This window comes from Pseudomonas lini, assembly GCF_964063345.1.
GTDB classification, from domain to species: domain Bacteria; phylum Pseudomonadota; class Gammaproteobacteria; order Pseudomonadales; family Pseudomonadaceae; genus Aquipseudomonas; species Aquipseudomonas lini_B.
The window spans coordinates 1,441,254-1,457,711 of sequence record NZ_OZ061318.1 but is presented as its reverse complement, the minus strand read 5'-3'; the positions used below and the strand labels follow the sequence as shown (position 1 = coordinate 1,457,711).

Sequence of the window (16,458 nt, the reverse complement as noted above, 5' to 3'; positions counted from 1 at the left end):
CTATGCACAGTTATGACTATTGGCTGATCCTCGCCTTCTTCGCCGTGGTGCTGATTCCGGCACCGTTTCTGGGGCGCTTCTACTACAAGGTGATGGAAGGTCAGCGCACCTGGCTTTCGCCGATTCTCGGGCCGGTTGAGCGTGGTTGCTATCGAGTGGCCGGCGTCGATCCGCAGGCCGAACAGAGCTGGCAGAAATACACCCTGGCCTTACTCGCCTTCAACCTCGCGGGTTTTTTGCTGCTGTTTGCGATCCTGCTGTTCCAGGATCACTTGCCGCTGAATCCACAAAACCTGCCGGGACAGGAGTGGACGCAAGCGTTCAATACCGCCGTCAGCTTCATGACCAACACCAACTGGCAGTCCTACAGCGGCGAAGCGACCCTCAGCTACCTGAGTCAGATGGTCGGCCTCACCGTGCAGAACTTCGTCAGCGCCGCCACCGGGCTCGCTGTGTTGGTCGCGTTGTGTCGTGGCATCGGTCGCAAATCCACCAAGACCCTGGGAAACTTCTGGGTCGACATGACCCGCGCCACCCTCTACGGCCTGTTGCCGTTGTGCCTGCTGCTGGCGCTGTTTCTGGTCTGGCAGGGCGTGCCACAAACCTTCGCTCATTATGTGAATGCCGTGACCATGCAAGGCGTCGATCAGGTGATCCCGCTCGGCCCGGCTGCCAGCCAGATCGCGATCAAGCAACTGGGCACCAACGGCGGTGGCTTCTTCGGCGTCAACTCGGCGCACCCGTTTGAGAACCCGACGGCCTGGAGCAATTTGTTCGAAGTCTCCTCGATCATTCTGATCCCGGTGGCGCTGGTGTTCACCTTCGGCCATTACGTGAAAGACCTGCGTCAGAGCCGCGCGATCATCGCCTGCATGCTGGCGCTGTTTTTGATCGGCGGCGCGACGTCGCTGTGGGCTGAATATCAACCCAACCCGACGCTGGCCAATGTCGCCGTCGAACAGACCGCTCCGCTGGAAGGCAAGGAAGCGCGTTTCGGTACCACCGCTACGGTGCTGTGGTCGGTGACTACCACTGCGGCGTCGAACGGTTCGGTCAACGGTATGCACGATAGCCTCAACCCGCTGAGCGGCATGGTCGCGATGATCAACATGATGGTTGGCGAAGTGATTTTCGGCGGCGTCGGCGCCGGGCTCTACGGCATGTTGCTTAACGTGCTGATCGCGGTGTTTCTCGCCGGGCTGATGATCGGCCGCACTCCGGAATACCTCGGCAAGAAACTGCAAGCCCGGGAAGTTCAGTTGCTGGTGGTGACCTTGTTGGTGATGCCGGTCGGCGTGCTGGTGTTGGGTGCGATTGCCGCCAGCCTGCCAGGCCCGGTCGCGGCGGTGAGTAACCCAGGCGCTCACGGTTTCAGCCAGTTGCTGTATGCCTACACCTCGGCCAGTGCCAACAACGGTTCGGCGTTTGCTGGGTTTGGGGCGAACACCGCGTTCCACAACCTGATGCTGGGGCTGGGCATGTTGATTGGGCGCTTCGGTTACATCCTTCCGGTTCTGGCGTTGGCTGGCAGCCTGGCGATGAAGAAAACCGCACCGATCGGCCAGAACAGCTTCCCGACCCACGGCCCGCTGTTCGTGACCTTGCTGACCGTGACCATTTTGCTGGTGGGTGGTTTGACCTTCCTGCCGACGCTGGCGCTGGGTCCAATCGCTGAACACTTGAGCCTGGGCTTCTGAGCCGCTTTTTTAGGAGCACGATGATGAATATGCCCGCAACTAAAGCCGCCGTCGTCAAGGCGCCGGAACAACCGAAAACCGCGATCTCGGCCCTCTGGCGTCCGGCGCTGGTGCAAGCCTTCGTCAAGCTCGACCCACGGCAATTGCAGCGCGCGCCGGTGATGCTGGTGGTCGAACTGACCGCGATTCTGACCACCGTGCTGTGCTTCATTCCCGACAACGCCGTGCCGACTTTCGTCGCCGCGCAAATCGCCTTGTGGCTGTGGTTCACGGTGCTATTTGCCAACTTCGCCGAAGCGCTGGCCGAAGGTCGCGGCAAGGCCCGCGCCGACAGTCTCAAGGCCGGCAGCGAAGGCTTGAGTGCCCGACGTAAAACGGCCAATGGCAGTTTTCAGGTGGTGCCCGCCAGCAGCCTGCGCAAGGACGATGTGGTGCGCGTCGAAGCAGGGGAGATGATCCCCGGTGACGGCGAGGTGATCGAAGGTATCGCAGCGGTCAACGAAGCGGCGATTACCGGTGAATCGGCGCCAGTGATTCGCGAGTCCGGCGGCGATCGCTCGGCCGTCACCGGCAATACCCGACTGGTGTCCGACTGGCTGCTGGTGCGCATCACCGCCAACCCCGGCGAGTCGGCTCTCGACCGCATGATCGCGCTGGTCGAAGGCGCCAAACGCCAGAAAACCCCGAACGAAGTGGCGCTGGATATCCTGCTGATCGGCCTGACCCTGATCTTCCTGCTGGTGGTGGTGACCCTGCAACCGTTCGCCCACTTCGCCAATGGCAGCCTGCCGCTGGTGTTCCTGGTGGCGTTATTGGTCACGTTGATTCCGACCACTATCGGCGGTTTGTTGTCGGCCATCGGTATCGCGGGGATGGACCGTCTGGTGCGCCTGAACGTGATCGCCAAGTCCGGTCGCGCCGTGGAAGCGGCGGGGGACGTTCATGTCCTGCTGCTGGACAAGACCGGCACCATCACCTTCGGCAACCGTCGCTGCGCCGCGGTCTATGCCGCGCCTGGCGTCAGCGCCAAAGAGCTGGCCGAAGGCGCGTTATTCGCCTCGCTGGCTGATGACACCGCTGAAGGCAAATCCATCGTCGACTACCTGCGCGGTCTTCACCCGCAACCCGAGCCGTCCGCCGAGGTGCTGACCGCTGTGCCGTTCAGTGCTGAAACCCGCCTCTCTGGTGTCGACTATCAGGGCCGGGTTTATCGCAAAGGCGCGGTGGATTCGCTGCTGACCTTCGTCGGTCTGAAACGCGCCGATATGGCCGCGCCTTTGTCCCGGGAAATCGACAAGATCGCTCAGAGTGGCGGCACGCCGTTACTGGTGTGCGCTGACGGAAAATTACTTGGTGTTATCCATCTCAAGGACGTGGTCAAGCCTGGCATCCGCGAGCGTTTCGCCGAGTTGCGCAAGCTGGGGATTCGCACGGTCATGGTGACTGGCGACAACCCGCTGACCGCTGCTGCGATTGCTGCCGAAGCAGGCGTGGATGACGTGCTGGCCGAAGCCACACCGGAAAAGAAACTGGCGCGCATTCGTCACGAGCAGAACGACGGTCGGCTGGTCGCCATGTGCGGCGACGGCGCCAACGACGCCCCGGCACTGGCCCAGGCGGACGTCGGCATGGCGATGAACGACGGTACGCAAGCGGCGCGGGAGGCGGCGAACATGGTCGACCTCGACAGCGATCCGACCAAGCTGCTGGACGTGGTGCAGATCGGCAAGGAATTGCTGGTAACTCGCGGTGCGCTCACCACTTTTTCCATCGCCAACGACGTGGCCAAGTACTTCGCGATCCTGCCGGCGCTGTTCGCCTCGATCTATCCGCAACTCGGCGTGCTCAACATCATGCATTTGAGCAGTCCGCAGAGCGCGATCCTGTCGGCGATTGTGTTCAACGCCTTGATCATCGTGGTGCTGATTCCGTTGGCGCTGCGCGGTGTGCGGGTGCAGGCAGTGAGTGCGGCGGCGTTGCTGCGGCGCAATCTGCTGATCTATGGGCTGGGCGGGATACTGGTGCCGTTTGTGGGGATCAAGGCGATCGACATGCTGTTGACGGCGTTGCATCTGGTTTAGCGGTTTGAATGTTGAGGCTGGGGCTTTTGTGGCGAGGGAGCTTGCTCCCGCTGGGCTGCGAAGCAGCCCCACCTCAGTCCACCCTATTTATTCAGGTACACCGCATTCACCAGGTTTACGACTGCTGCGCAGCCGAGCGGGAGCAAGCTCCCTCGCCACAGGTGATGTGTGTGCCTTCCGAGTGATGAATATTCTTCGAATCGAGGATTGTGAAATGTCCACACTGATACGTCCGGCCCTGAGCCTGTTGATACTGATGACCCTGATCACCGGCGTCGCTTACCCCTTGGTGGTCACCGGCGTCGCCCAGGTCGCTTTCCCGGATCAGGCCAACGGCAGCCTGGTGCGCGACACCGACGGCAAGGTCCGCGGTTCGTCGCTGATCGCCCAGGATTTCGTCGGCGACGCCTGGTTCCACCCACGGCCATCGGCCGGTGCCTTTGCCACCGTGTCGAGCAGCGCCAGCAACCTCTCGCCAAGCAATCCGGCGCTGGCCACTCGGGTTATCGACGAGGCTAATAAACTGCTGATACCCGGCCAGGGTCCGGTGCCGTTGGCCATGCTGACCACCTCCGGCAGCGGCCTCGATCCGCACTTGCCTCCGGCGGCGATTGCCTATCAACTGGCGCGAGTCGCGGCGGCGCGCAATCTGCCGGTGTCTACGCTTGAGCAACTGATGGACGCGCACATCGAGCAGCCCTTGGTGGGGCCACCGGTGGTGAATGTGTTGGCGCTGAATTTGGCGCTGGAAAAACTGTAGATCGGTAGCGCCGCCAATCGCGGGCAAGCCCGCTCCCACAGGAGGCGATGGTAGATACAGAATTTGTGATCACCATCGATCCCTGTGGGAGCGGGCTTGCCCGCGAAGAGGCCTTCACAGCCACTGCATCAGCATCAGAATGAGAGAACTTCAAGCATGAGCAACTCCGGCCGCGCCGACGCGCTGTTAGCAGACCTGCCCCGCGATGGCCGTGGCCGGCTCAAGGTATTCCTTGGCGCAGCCCCGGGAGTGGGCAAGACCTACGCCATGCTGCAAGCCGCCCACACTCAACTGCGCCAGGGCGTGAAAGTTATGGCCGGGGTGGTCGAAACCCACGGTCGCGCCGAAACCGAAGCGCTATTGGCTGGCTTGCCGCAGCAGCCGTTGGTGCGCTCGGAATACCGCGGTGTGATGCTCGAAGAAATGGACCTCGACGGTCTGCTAGCCGCCAAACCGAAACTGGTGCTGGTGGACGAGCTGGCCCACAGCAATGCCCCCGGCAGTCGTCACGCCAAACGCTGGCAAGACATCCAGGAATTGCTGGCCGCCGGCATCGACGTGTTCACCACGGTCAACGTCCAGCATCTGGAAAGTCTCAACGATCAGGTGCGCGGCATCACCGGTGTGCAGGTGCGCGAAACCCTGCCGGACTGGGTGCTGCAAGAAGCGGATGAACTGCTGTTGATCGACCTGCCGCCACGCGAACTGTTGGAGCGTCTGCGCGACGGCAAAGTCTACGTGCCCGAGCAGGCGCGGGCGGCCATTGATGCGTTCTTCACCCAGACCAACCTCACTGCCCTGCGCGAACTGGCGATGCAAACTGCGGCCGCTCAGGTGGATAACGATCTGGCCCAGGGTTATCGCCAATTGGGGCAGGCCGCGCCGGCCGTGCGCGGTCGTTTGCTGGTGGGCGTCGATGGCGATGCTCAGGCCGAGCGCCTGGTGCGTCACGCCAGTCGCGTGGCCCAGCGGCGGCATCTGCCGTGGAGCCTGGTGCATGTAGACAACGGCCGTGTGCGTGACGAGCAATCGCGCCTGCGCCTGCAAAGCGCTCAGCAACTGGCCGAACGCCTCGGTGGTGAAGTGGTGTTGCTGCGCGCCGGTGAGGTGGCGAAAACGTTAATCCAGCATGCCGCTGAACGACGCGCCAGCCTGGTGCTGGTGGGCCAGTCGCGCCAGCGTTTGCGTCGACGGTTGTTCGGTGGCGGTCTGGCGTCTCGTTTACTGCGCGATGCTCGCGGGCTGGAAATCAACGTGCTCGACAGCGATCACGAACAGCATCAACCGCGCCAACGTTCGGCGCAGTCGCTGGTCTGGTTCGATTACGCGTTGGCGCTGGTGGCGACAGTGCTTGCCAGTGCCCTGGCATGGGCGGTCTCGAGCCTCTTGCCGCTGCCGAACATCTCGCTGGTGTTCCTCGCGGCGGTGTTGCTGGTGGCGGTGCGCAGCAGCCTCGGTCCGGCGCTGGCCTGTGCGGCGCTGTCGTTTCTGACCTATGACTTTCTGTTCATTCCGCCGAATTTCTCCTTCAGCATCCAGCGCGAAGAAGACGTGCTGACCTTGCTGTTCTTCCTGCTGATGGCGGCCCTCACCGGCAACCTGGCGGCGCGACAACGGCGACAATTGCAGGCCTTGCGCGACACCCAGGAAGAAACCAGCGAACTGCTCGACCTGTCGCGCAAACTCACCGCCGCCACCGACCGTCAGGCCGTGGTCAGCGCTGCGGCGCAACACCTTAATGGCTGGACCGACCTGAAACTGTGCCTGCTCAATCGCGATGGCCAGAGCGGCTGGAAAGTCGAAACCGGCGGGCCGCTGGAGTTTTCTGAAGCCGAGCGCGCCGCCGCCGATTGGGCCTGGCAACATGATCAACCGGCCGGCGCGGGCACCGGCACTTTGCCGTTCGGGCGCTGGTGGTGGTGGCCGTTGTCGGTGGACGATGGGCCGTTGGCACTGCTCGGCGTGTGTGCCAAAGAAGGTCGGACCTTGAGCGGCCAGCGGCGGCGCTTGCTGACTGCGCTGAGCCAACCGCTGGCCCAGGCGTTGGCCCGTGCGCAACTGGCCGATGACCTTGAAGCGGCGCGCTTGCATGGTGAAACCGAGCAACTGCGTAGCGCACTGCTGGCCTCGGTGTCCCACGATTTGCGCACGCCGCTGACCTCCATGCGCGGCAGCATCGACAGCCTGCTGGCGCTTGGCGAGGTGATTCCCTTGGAGGACCGTCGCGAACTGCTCGAAGGCACTCGCGATGAAGCCGAACGGCTGGATCGCTACATTCAAAACCTGCTGGACATGACTCGCCTCGGCCACGGCGCCCTGAAGCTGGCGCGGGACTGGGTGTCGCCGGCAGACATCGTCGGCAGCTCACTCAATCGTCTGCGCGCGGTGCTGGCGTCGCTGCAGGTCATTACCGAAGTGCCGGCCGAATTGCCGCTGCTCTATGTGCATGCCGCGTTGATCGAGCAAGCGCTGGTCAACGTGCTGGAAAACGCCGCGCGTTTCTCACCGCCTCGCGGGCGACTGGAATTGCGTGCCGGGGCCACTGACAGCGAGCTGTTCTTTTCAGTGAGCGATGAGGGGCCGGGGATTCCGGAGGAGGAACGGGCGAAGATTTTCGACATGTTCTACACCGCCGCTCGCGGCGATCGCGGCGGGCAGGGCACCGGGTTGGGGCTGGCGATCTGTCAGGGCATGGTCGGTGCCCATGGCGGGCGGATCAGCGTCGCCGATGGCATCGAAGGTCGTGGCACTTGCATCACGCTGCACCTGCCGTTGCAGACTCAGCCGGGATTGGACAGTGAAGCCTGAACTCGCCTGCGCTACTCTCTTGCCACTTCTTCGTGTTGATGTGAATTCATGAGCCAGACCGCGACCATTTTGGTCATCGATGATGAACCGCAGATCCGCAAATTCCTGCGCATCAGCCTCACCTCCCAAGGCTACAAAGTGCTGGAGGCCGGCACCGGCACGGAAGGCCTGGCCCAGGCCGCATTGAACAAACCCGACCTGCTGGTGCTCGACCTCGGCCTCCCGGACATGGATGGTCAGCAGGTGCTGCGTGAGTTTCGCGAGTGGTCGACAGTGCCGGTATTGGTGCTCTCGGTGCGCGCCAGCGAAGGGCAGAAAGTCCAAGCCCTGGATGGTGGTGCCAATGACTATGTGACCAAGCCGTTCGGCATCCAGGAATTTCTCGCCCGAGTGCGCGCGTTGCTGCGTCAGGCGCCGACCGGTGAAGCGCAGGAAGCGGCGCTCAGTTTCGGTCCGCTCACCGTGGACCTGGCGTATCGTCGGGTGCTGTTGGACGGCACCGAAGTGGCGCTGACGCGCAAGGAATATGCGGTACTGGCGCAACTGGCGCGGCATCCGGGGCGGGTCATCACCCAGCAGCAATTGCTCAAGGACATTTGGGGGCCGACCCATACCGAGGACAGCCATTATCTGCGGATTGTGGTGGGGCATCTGCGGCAGAAACTGGCGGATGATCCGACTCAACCACGGTTTATCGTCACCGAGGCGGGGGTTGGGTATCGGTTGTTGAGTGAGGACAGCCTTTAGGTTTTGTGGTGCCTGATCCTGCGCCATCGCGGGCAAGCCCGCTCCCACAGTGTTCCGGGTGTTCACAGATCATGTGACCGCCACAAAACCCTGTGGGAGCGGGCTTGCCCGCGATGGGGCCCTTTCATTCACCCGAGAACCTCAAGAGTCCCGTTCATTCTCATACCGATCCAGCGTATCCCGCGCAATCTCACGCCCCAGCGCGATCAACTCCGGCGCTTTGTAGAATTCGAAAAACCGACACACCCGCTTAGGCACGTTGATCAGGATATCCGGCGGATACCCGGCAATCTTGTACTGCGCCAATGACGTCTGCATCACCTCGAAACTCTGGTTGATCAGGTCCAGCAAGGACGCCGGCCCGACGTTGTCGATGATGAACGACCCGGTGGCGGATTTCGGTGCGCCGTTGCTTTCCGGGGCCGCCGCCGGTTGTTGGCCTTCCGGCGCGGCGGACTCGATCCACGGATTAATCTCGGCCGCTTCTGCCATCAACGCTTCCTTTTCCAGCAGCAGCAATTGTTCCGCCTGTTTACGGCGGAAGGGCATTTTCGAGCCTAGCGAGTTAATCAGGCTGTCGAAGCGGGTCTTGAATGCGGCAGGGCGCTGGATCACCGGCAGTTGATAGTGACGCTGGTTGGTGGAGTTGAGGTTGACCGCGATGATCAGGTCGCAATGGCTCGACACCACCGGCACGATCGGCAAAGGGTTGAGGATACCGCCGTCCACCAGCATTCGATTGCCCTGCATCACCGGCGTGAACAGGCTGGGGATCGCTGCCGAGGCACGCATGGCTTGGTGCAGGCAGCCTTCCTGGAACCAGATTTCCTGCTGGTTGGTCAGGTCCGTGGCCACGGCCGTGTAGGGGATGCGCAAGTCTTCGATGTTGATTTCGCCGACAATCTTGCGGATCTGCCCGAAGACCTTTTCCCCGCGAATCGCGCCCAGACGAAAACTGACGTCCACCAGACGCAAGACGTCGAGGTAATCCAGGCTCTCGATCCAGTCGCGATAATCCTTGAGTTTACCGGCGGCATAGATCCCGCCGACCACCGCGCCCATGGAGCAACCGGCGATGCAGGCGATGTCGTAGCCGCGCCGTTCGATCTCTTCAATGACGCCGATATGGGCGTAGCCCCGGGCGCCACCCGAGCCCAACACCAGTGCGACACGCTTTTTCATGAATCGACCTCTCTGACAAGGTTCAACAATGCACCCATCGAGGGGCAAGCTTCAATCGCGGTGGTCGTTCGGCGAGGCCAGTGCGTCGTTTTTTGACACTCCGGGACGGCGAATGGGTATTCTCGCGGGCGCTGTGATTTCCACGACGGGTTTCCACTGCGGCCCAAGGCACTTTTCACGCGCCAGACCGTCTTACGTGCATGCATGTTTACCTATCTTTGAGGTGTGAGTGATGAAAGTCTGGATCTGTGTGCCTTTGATTGCCCTGGCACTCGCCGGTTGTGCCGGTAAAACCGCTTACCGTGACAGCTGCGGTAGCCAGCTCGATGCCGCCTGGCATGAACTGGACCTGGCCAAGGTCGAGGGTTTTGCCGGAACCGTCAGCTATTCCAAAGCGCTGTCGTTGCTGACCGGTGCCAAGACCCAGCAGCAGTTCGAAGCATACGAGGGTTGTACCAAGAAGGCCGAGAAGGCGCGCTTTTACATTCGTGAATCCCGCGCGGGCCGATAGAAGCAGCTACAGTCTGTAAGCAGCAAGCGACAAATGCGTCGTGCCGGCTTCAGGCTTACTGCTTGAAGCCGGCCGTTGTTTACGGAGAAAACCATGGTTGATCGGTTGGTGGCTCATATTTTGGGCCTGGACGTGCGCCTGCTCGCCTGTCAGGCACGCTTGAGTGCCCGCACCGATTCTGAAGCGCTGCACGATCTACGCACCACCGTGCGCCGTTTGCGCAGCCTGCTGCGGCCCTTGCGCGGTTTGCCTGGGGTCGAGCAACTGGAAGCGGCGGCATCCCGGGTCGGTGACCTGACCACACCGTTGCGCGATCGCGAAGTGCTGGCGGCGTACCTGCTCCAGCACGATCAACCTGAGGCTGCACACCGGCGGATGGCGCGCATGGACGAGGCTTATCCCATCGTGGCGGCGAGCCCGGAAGTGGCGCAGATGCTGATGATCCTCGACGCCTTTCCGCGTTTCCTGCGGGCTTCCCAGCGTCAGGGCTTGCTCAAGGGCTTGCGCAAGCGCATCGAAAAACGCTTGGGCAAACAATGGAAGAAACTCGACCAGGCCCTGCATGATCCCGCCCATGACCGCCATCGCCTGCGCCTGCTGATCAAACGCGTGCGCTATGGCATCGAAGCCTACCCCGAACTGGATCGTTTGCCGGAAGCGGCCCTGCCCAGATTGAAGTCGGCACAGTCCGCCCTGGGTGATTGGCACGACAGCTGGCAGTGGCTGGACCGCGCCAAAGAAGAGCCCGATTTGCAGCCGTGTGTCGCGGTCTGGAAAACCACCTTGGCCAAGGCCGAAGAAAACGCCGACCGCGTCCTCGACAAACTCAGCGCCGCCTGCTTCAAATCCTGAAAACCCTGTGGATCAAATGTGGGAGCGAGCCTGCTCGCGATGGCGGCATGACAGCCAGCATTAATGTTGAATGTCATGGCCTCATCGCGAGCAGGCTCGCTCCCACATTAGTTTGTGTGCGTTCAATGTTGGCACGGCTCATCTGTCAGTGATTTTGGCCGGAATAAGCGCTGTGTCGGCTTTGCGGGCTGGTTAAGATCGTTCCATCCATTTTCCTGCCTCTGAGGTTTCCATGCACTTTTCCGATCTGCTTGACGCTGTCCGCAGTCAGCCGCAGGAGTTGTCCATTCCGGCCGAATGGGGCCAGGGGCGGGCGAGTTTTGGTGGGTTGATAGCCGCCTTGCAATACGAAGCCATGCGCGCAAAAGTCCCGGCGGATCGTCCAGTGCGTTCGCTGGCAATCACCTTTGTCGGCCCGGTCGAGCCTGATGTGCCGGTCAGTTTTGAAGTCGATGTGCTGCGCGAAGGCAAAGCCGTCAGCCAGGTACTGGGCCGGGCAATGCAGAAGGGGCAAGTGGTGACGTTGGTCCAGGGCAGCTTCGGTGCCTCGCGACCTTCCGAAGTGGCGGTCACCGCCAACGCTGCGCCCGAGATGAAGCACTGGGACGACTGCCAGGAAATGCCCTATATCAAAGGGGTGACCCCGGAATTCATGCGTCACTTGGCAATGCGCTGGAGCATCGGCGGCCTGCCGTTCACCGGCAACACATCCCGTGAGATGGGAGGTTGGGTGCGCTTGCGTGGAGAAGGGAAGGACGAGGTGGTCAGCGAGGCGCATATTCTGGCGCTGGTCGACGCCTGGCCGCCGTCCTTGTTGTCGCATCTGAAGAAACCGGCGGCAGGCAGCACGCTGACCTGGACCATCGAATTCGTCCAGCCGTTGCTCGCGTTGAGCACGCTCGACTGGTGCAAGTACCTGGTGGAAATCGAGTATGCCGCTGACGGCTACGGGCACGCCGCCGCAAAACTGTGGAGTGAAGACGGTCAGTTGATCGCCATGAGCCGGCAGACTGTAACGATTTTCGCCTGATCAGTGACGACGACGGTGGCGTTCACGCCAGGCGCGCCACCAGCCGCCACTGAAGAAAAACCGTGGGAAGGTCAGGAACTGTTCGACCAGCAAGCGTGATACCGCATCTTTGCGATCACTGAACGGCTCGGATGCTTGCGCCTCCAGGCGGTGACCTTGACGCTGCAAGCCAAGGGCGGCGAGCAGGCCGATGATACCGATCGCGATGCTCGCCAGATCCAGGCTGAACACCCCCGAGACCATCAGTAAAAACGCCACGATGAACAGCGGCACGGCAATCAGGTGCAACACCAGATTGGTCGGGTGCTGGTGATTGTGCGGGTACATTCGCCATTGCCAGGCGGGAAGGTTGGGATGACGTTTGCCCATGATGCATATCCTTGGTTCGTTGAGGCTCTTGAACAAAGAATAGGCTTGGCGCGGGCCGTCGGCGAATCAAGGCTGGCTATCGGCGCAATAGGTGTGATGGTCAGGATTGATGTTGCTCGGTCTGACGCCATCGCGGGCAAGCCCGCTCCCACAGGTAATGCGCAAATTTTGAAATAGCGCTAATCCTGTGGGAGCGGGCTTGCCCGCGATGGGGCCGTCACAGTTTCAGCTGCCCGATGGCCTTGTTCAATTCCCCCGCCAACATCGCCAACTCATTGCTGGTGATCGCCGAATTCACGGTCTGCTGCACGGTGTTTTCGGTCACGTCGCGAATGCTCACCACCGCTCGATTCATTTCTTCCGCCACATGGCTCTGCTGTTCGGCTGCCACCGCGATCTGCGTATTGCTTTCACGCATTTGCGCCACCGCAGTGGTGATTTCGGCCAGGGCCACGCTGGCTTCCTGAGCCTGCTGCATGCAGTCGTCCGCCTTGAGCGAGCTCTCCTGCATGAAGTCCACAGCGTCCCGAGTGCCGGCCTGCAGCGCTGAAACCATGGTGGTGATCTCGTCGGTGGACGCCTGGACGCGTTTGGCCAGGTTACGCACTTCATCGGCGACCACTGCAAACCCACGACCCATCTCACCGGCCCGGGCTGCTTCGATGGCGGCGTTAAGGGCCAGCAGGTTGGTCTGTTCGGCGATGCTGTGGATCACGCTGACCACGCCATTGATCTTCTGGCTGTCCTCGGCCAGACGCTGAATCATCTCGGCCGTTTGTTGCACGCCAGTGGACAATCCGCCAATCGACTTCTGCACCCGAGTGACCACTTCCTGGCCACTGCCGGCCAAGGTGTCGGCGGTTTGCGAAAGGTCGCGAGTGGCGCCGGCGTGTTGGGCGATGTGATGGACCGTGGCAGTCATTTCGTTGATCGCCGTGGCGGCCTGATCGGTTTCGCTTTGCTGCCCGAGCATGCCGTGACGCACCTCGTTCATGCTCGAGGCCAGCCGCGCGGCGCCGACATCCAGTTGCCGGGCAGTGCTGGCGACAGTGTTGACCACCCGCTGGTAACCGGCCTGCATAGCGTTGAAGGCGTTGGCCATCTGCCCGACTTCATCCTTGCAGGCCAGCGGCACACGGGCCGACAGGTCACCGGTTTTCTCGACGTGGAGCATCACGTCTTTCAACGTGTTGAGTTGGCTGAGGAGGAAGCGGATCAACAGTTGCGACGCACCGAGCATCGCCAGCATCAGGATGAACACCGCTACCGCGTAGTGGGTGAAGCGTTCGCCGAACACTTGACTCAGGCTCGGGCCATAAGCAATCACCGCGATCTGTTGACCGTCAGGGCGAGTGAATACCTCGGCGCCCATCAACGGGTTTTCACCGAACAGCGGCATGGTGTTGATTTCGACCCAACCGTTGGTATCGGTCAGCTCCAGCAGCGGTTGCCCATTCAGCAACGGTGCCTGCCCGCGATTGAAGGTCAGCAGGTTCTCGGCCTTGGGCAGCGGCTGCCCGACAGGCCAGGCATTGAGCAACCGCGCCTGGGCTTGGGTCGACGCCTGGGCGGCGTGGCTGCGGGCCTGTTGTTCAAGCTGCACAGCGTATAGCACCAGCAACAGGGTGGTGACGAAGGCGACGGCGTTGACCGCCCAGAATTTGTATTTCAGCGAGATGTTGCTAAGCCAGGCACCCATGGAGGTCTTCTCTGATAGCGGAAACAGTTTTGGCAAGGTGCCAGCATTGTGCCGCTATGCAGGGATTCAGATGTTGATGCAGGTCAACGAGCATCACCGCCAACCTGTGGGAGCAGGCCTTTGTGGCGAGGGAGCTTGCTCCCGTTGGACTGCGCAGCAGTCCCATTTTCTGGGGCCGCTTCGCGACCCAACGGGAGCAAGCTCCCTCGCCACAAAGGCTCGCTCCCACAGGAGATTTTTGGTTATTGGGGGATTGCGGGCAGACTGAAGAACGCCCGCGCGCAGGCCGTGCTGTGAGCAGCCAAATCTTCCACTGTCTCCCCACGATGCAACGCCACCTCACGCAACACTTCAGTCAGATACGCCGGCTCGTTGCGACCATTCTTCGGCTTGGGGCGCAGACTGCGGGGCAGCAGATACGGCGCATCGCTCTCCAGCATCAAGCGCCCGCGTTTGATCTCTTTGACCAACGGATGCAGGTGCGTGCCCCGGCGTTCATCGCAGATCCAGCCAGTGATGCCGATGTGCAAATCCAGATCGAGGTAGCTAAACAACGCCTTTTTTTCACCGGTGAAGCAGTGCACCACGGCGGCCGGTAACTGGTCACGAAAGTCACGCAGGATCTCCAGTAATCGTTGGCTGGCATCGCGCTCATGCAGGAACACCGGCAATTGCAGTTCGACCGCCATCGCCAGATGTTCTTCGAGGACTTTTTCCTGTTGCGGGCGGGGTGAGAAATCACGATTGAAATCGAGGCCGCATTCACCCACGGCCACCACATTCGGCTCCTTGAGCAAACTGCGCAGACGCTGAGCACTGTCGGCGTTCCAGTCGCTGGCCGAGTGCGGGTGAATACCGGCCGTGGCGTACAGCCGCTGAGCGCTTTCGTCCAGTTGCTGGCACAGCTCCAGAGCCTGTTCACTGCCTTCGACGCTGGTCCCGGTGAGCACCAGTTGGCAGACCCCGGCAGCATAGGCACGGTCGAGTACAGCCTGGTGTTTGTCGGCGAAACTGGGGTTGGTCAGGTTGACGCCGATATCGATGAGTTGCATGGTGCTACCTCGGACCAAAGGCCGGAAAGCATATCAGAGCTGTAGATTTATAATAAAAACCAAGAACTACAACGAGTTAAAGCTGTCTGTTGAGGCCGCGAGACAGGTCGGGTTGGTAGAATTGCCATCACTGTGCCACTCTCTCGCACTTTATCAGCGCTTCTAGCGCTCTGTTTCTGTCGCTCGACATCATGAAATCACCCATGAGGTCGGCCAGTATTCTTTCCGGAGAGTGGATGATTCGTCCCTCGGTTTTGTTACTGCTGTGTTGTTCGTTGCTGCTGCCAATGCCGGCGGTTGCACGTCTTGCCGGGCCGTTGCAAGCCGTGCCGGCGGCCAAGGTCCGCGACCTGGCAGAGATTCGCAGCAGCCGCGTGTTGCGGGTGTTGGTCAACCAGAGCCGCAATAGCTCCGGCGAAGTTCAGGGCCAGGCCATCGGCGTCGAATACCACCGCCTGCGCGCTTTCGAACAATACCTCAACGGCCATGCCCGTGACGGCCAGGAAATCACCCTCAAGATCATTCCCAAAGCCAAGGATCAACTGCTCGGCGCGTTGCAGCGCGGGGAGGGTGATCTGGTTGCGCCAGGGGAATTACTCGATCCGCAATCGGGCCTCGCGGTCAGCACCAGTCAACCGATTGCCAGCGATGTGCCGTTGCTGCTGGTGGGGATCAAAGGCGAACGACGTTACACCCGTCTCGAACAACTCTCAGGCAAAACCCTGGCATTGCCCACCGGCAGTGCCGCCGGGGATGCGGTCAGTCAGATCAATCAGAAGCTCGCGCTGCACAAATTGCCTGCGGTGAAGATCGAGTGGGTCGATCCAAGCCTGGCAGTCGAGGACGTGCTGGAAATGGTCCAGGGCGGGATCTTTCATCTGACGATTGTCGAGCAACCGATTGCCGAACGCTGGGGCAAGATCCTGCCAAAATTGCGCTTCGATCGTCAGGTCCTTATCAGCGAGCCAGGAGAGGAATACTGGTTCGTGCGCCGCGACGCCTCGATGCTGCGTTCGAGCATCGATCGCTTCCTGACTACCTACAAGAAGCCGTCGGACCAGGATGCGGCGTTTTTGCGGATCTATCGACGCCTGTATCAAGTGCACTATCCCTTGGCCAAGGCCGATCGGCAGCGTCTGGAAAAACTTCGTCCGGTGTTGCAGAAACACGCTGAAGCTCAAGGCATGGACTGGCTGAATCTGGCGGCGCTGGCCTTCAAGGAGTCGGCGCTGCAACCCAACGCCAGAAGCGGTAGCGGCCCCACCGGCCTGATGCAAATTACCCCGTCCGCCGCCCAACGGGTTGGCGTGAATAATATTCAAAACCTCGACGCCAATGTGCAGGCTGGCGCCAAGTACCTGGCGATGATTCGCCGCAAGTTTTTTGCCAGCCCCAAACTCAATGAGCGCGAGCGCATGGCGTTTGTGCTGGCGGCCTACAACATGGGACCGGAGCGGGTTCAAGGCATGCGCGCCGAAGCCCGACGACGCGGCTTGAATCCTAATCAGTGGTTTTTCCAGGTCGAACGCATTGCCATGGAGCAGGTTGGAATGGGGGCTGTCAGCTATGTTAATAGCGTGAACAAGTATTATTTGGCGTTCGATCGGGAGCGGGAGTCGTTGGAGCCTCAGGGGCAAAAAGTGGTCTCACGGAAATGATCGACTAATCTG

The 16,458-nt window shown here is 61.2% G+C and carries 13 protein-coding genes; 9 read left to right on the top strand and 4 right to left on the bottom strand.

Going from position 1 to position 16,458, the window contains the following annotated elements; translation table 11 throughout:
- Positions 1-2: 2 nt before the first annotated feature.
- The 5 genes from kdpA (at position 3) to AB3226_RS06565 (ending at position 8,093) form a co-directional block, all read left to right on the top strand.
- A complete protein-coding gene (gene kdpA / locus AB3226_RS06585; protein ID WP_367372478.1) occupies positions 3-1,697 on the top strand; it encodes a potassium-transporting ATPase subunit KdpA in 1,695 nt (564 codons plus the stop codon).
- A 23-nt stretch (positions 1,698-1,720) separates the two neighbouring features.
- Positions 1,721-3,778, top strand: coding sequence for a potassium-transporting ATPase subunit KdpB (gene kdpB, locus AB3226_RS06580; protein WP_367372477.1), 2,058 nt, complete (start codon positions 1,721-1,723; stop codon positions 3,776-3,778).
- A 214-nt stretch (positions 3,779-3,992) separates the two neighbouring features.
- Complete coding sequence (gene kdpC / locus AB3226_RS06575; RefSeq protein WP_367372476.1) at positions 3,993-4,538, top strand: potassium-transporting ATPase subunit KdpC; 546 nt, start codon at positions 3,993-3,995, stop codon at positions 4,536-4,538.
- A gap of 156 nt (positions 4,539-4,694) precedes the next feature.
- The gene (locus AB3226_RS06570; RefSeq protein ID WP_367372475.1) at positions 4,695-7,346 is read left to right on the top strand and encodes a DUF4118 domain-containing protein; all 2,652 of its coding nucleotides are present in this window, start codon (positions 4,695-4,697) and stop codon (positions 7,344-7,346) included.
- A 48-nt stretch (positions 7,347-7,394) separates the two neighbouring features.
- Positions 7,395-8,093 (top strand): response regulator, encoded by a 699-nt coding sequence (locus tag AB3226_RS06565; protein ID WP_367372474.1) that lies wholly within the window; start codon positions 7,395-7,397, stop codon positions 8,091-8,093.
- A gap of 141 nt (positions 8,094-8,234) precedes the next feature.
- Here the strand turns inward: AB3226_RS06565 and AB3226_RS06560 are convergent, their stop codons facing one another.
- Positions 8,235-9,275 carry a patatin-like phospholipase family protein gene (locus tag AB3226_RS06560; RefSeq protein ID WP_367372473.1) on the bottom strand — a complete coding sequence of 347 codons (1,041 nt, stop codon included), beginning with the start codon at positions 9,273-9,275 and terminating at the stop codon, positions 8,235-8,237.
- Between the two features lie 232 nt (positions 9,276-9,507).
- On the opposite strand from AB3226_RS06560, the gene AB3226_RS06555 reads away from it, so the two are divergent.
- The 3 genes from AB3226_RS06555 (at position 9,508) to AB3226_RS06545 (ending at position 11,668) form a co-directional block, all read left to right on the top strand.
- Positions 9,508-9,786, top strand: coding sequence for a hypothetical protein (locus AB3226_RS06555; protein ID WP_052964059.1), 279 nt, complete (start codon positions 9,508-9,510; stop codon positions 9,784-9,786).
- A 93-nt stretch (positions 9,787-9,879) separates the two neighbouring features.
- Entirely contained in the window at positions 9,880-10,638 is a 759-nt protein-coding gene (locus tag AB3226_RS06550) for a CHAD domain-containing protein (RefSeq protein WP_367372472.1), read from the top strand.
- Positions 10,639-10,870: 232 nt separating this feature from the next.
- The gene (locus AB3226_RS06545) at positions 10,871-11,668 is read left to right on the top strand and encodes an acyl-CoA thioesterase (protein ID WP_367372471.1); all 798 of its coding nucleotides are present in this window, start codon (positions 10,871-10,873) and stop codon (positions 11,666-11,668) included.
- Here AB3226_RS06545 and AB3226_RS06540 read toward each other — a convergent pair whose 3' ends face one another.
- From AB3226_RS06540 to AB3226_RS06530, 3 genes are all read right to left on the bottom strand, one after another.
- Complete coding sequence (locus tag AB3226_RS06540; protein WP_367372470.1) at positions 11,669-12,037, bottom strand: terminase; 369 nt, start codon at positions 12,035-12,037, stop codon at positions 11,669-11,671.
- 217 nt (positions 12,038-12,254) lie between these two features.
- Positions 12,255-13,736, bottom strand: a complete 1,482-nt coding sequence (locus AB3226_RS06535) for a methyl-accepting chemotaxis protein (protein WP_367372469.1) — start codon at positions 13,734-13,736, stop codon at positions 12,255-12,257.
- A 242-nt stretch (positions 13,737-13,978) separates the two neighbouring features.
- Positions 13,979-14,788, bottom strand: a complete 810-nt coding sequence (locus AB3226_RS06530) for a TatD family hydrolase (protein WP_367372468.1) — start codon at positions 14,786-14,788, stop codon at positions 13,979-13,981.
- 236 nt (positions 14,789-15,024) lie between these two features.
- Here AB3226_RS06530 and AB3226_RS06525 point away from each other — a divergent pair, with 236 nt between their 5' ends.
- The gene (locus AB3226_RS06525) at positions 15,025-16,446 is read left to right on the top strand and encodes a transglycosylase SLT domain-containing protein (protein ID WP_367372467.1); all 1,422 of its coding nucleotides are present in this window, start codon (positions 15,025-15,027) and stop codon (positions 16,444-16,446) included.
- Positions 16,447-16,458 lie beyond the last annotated feature (12 nt).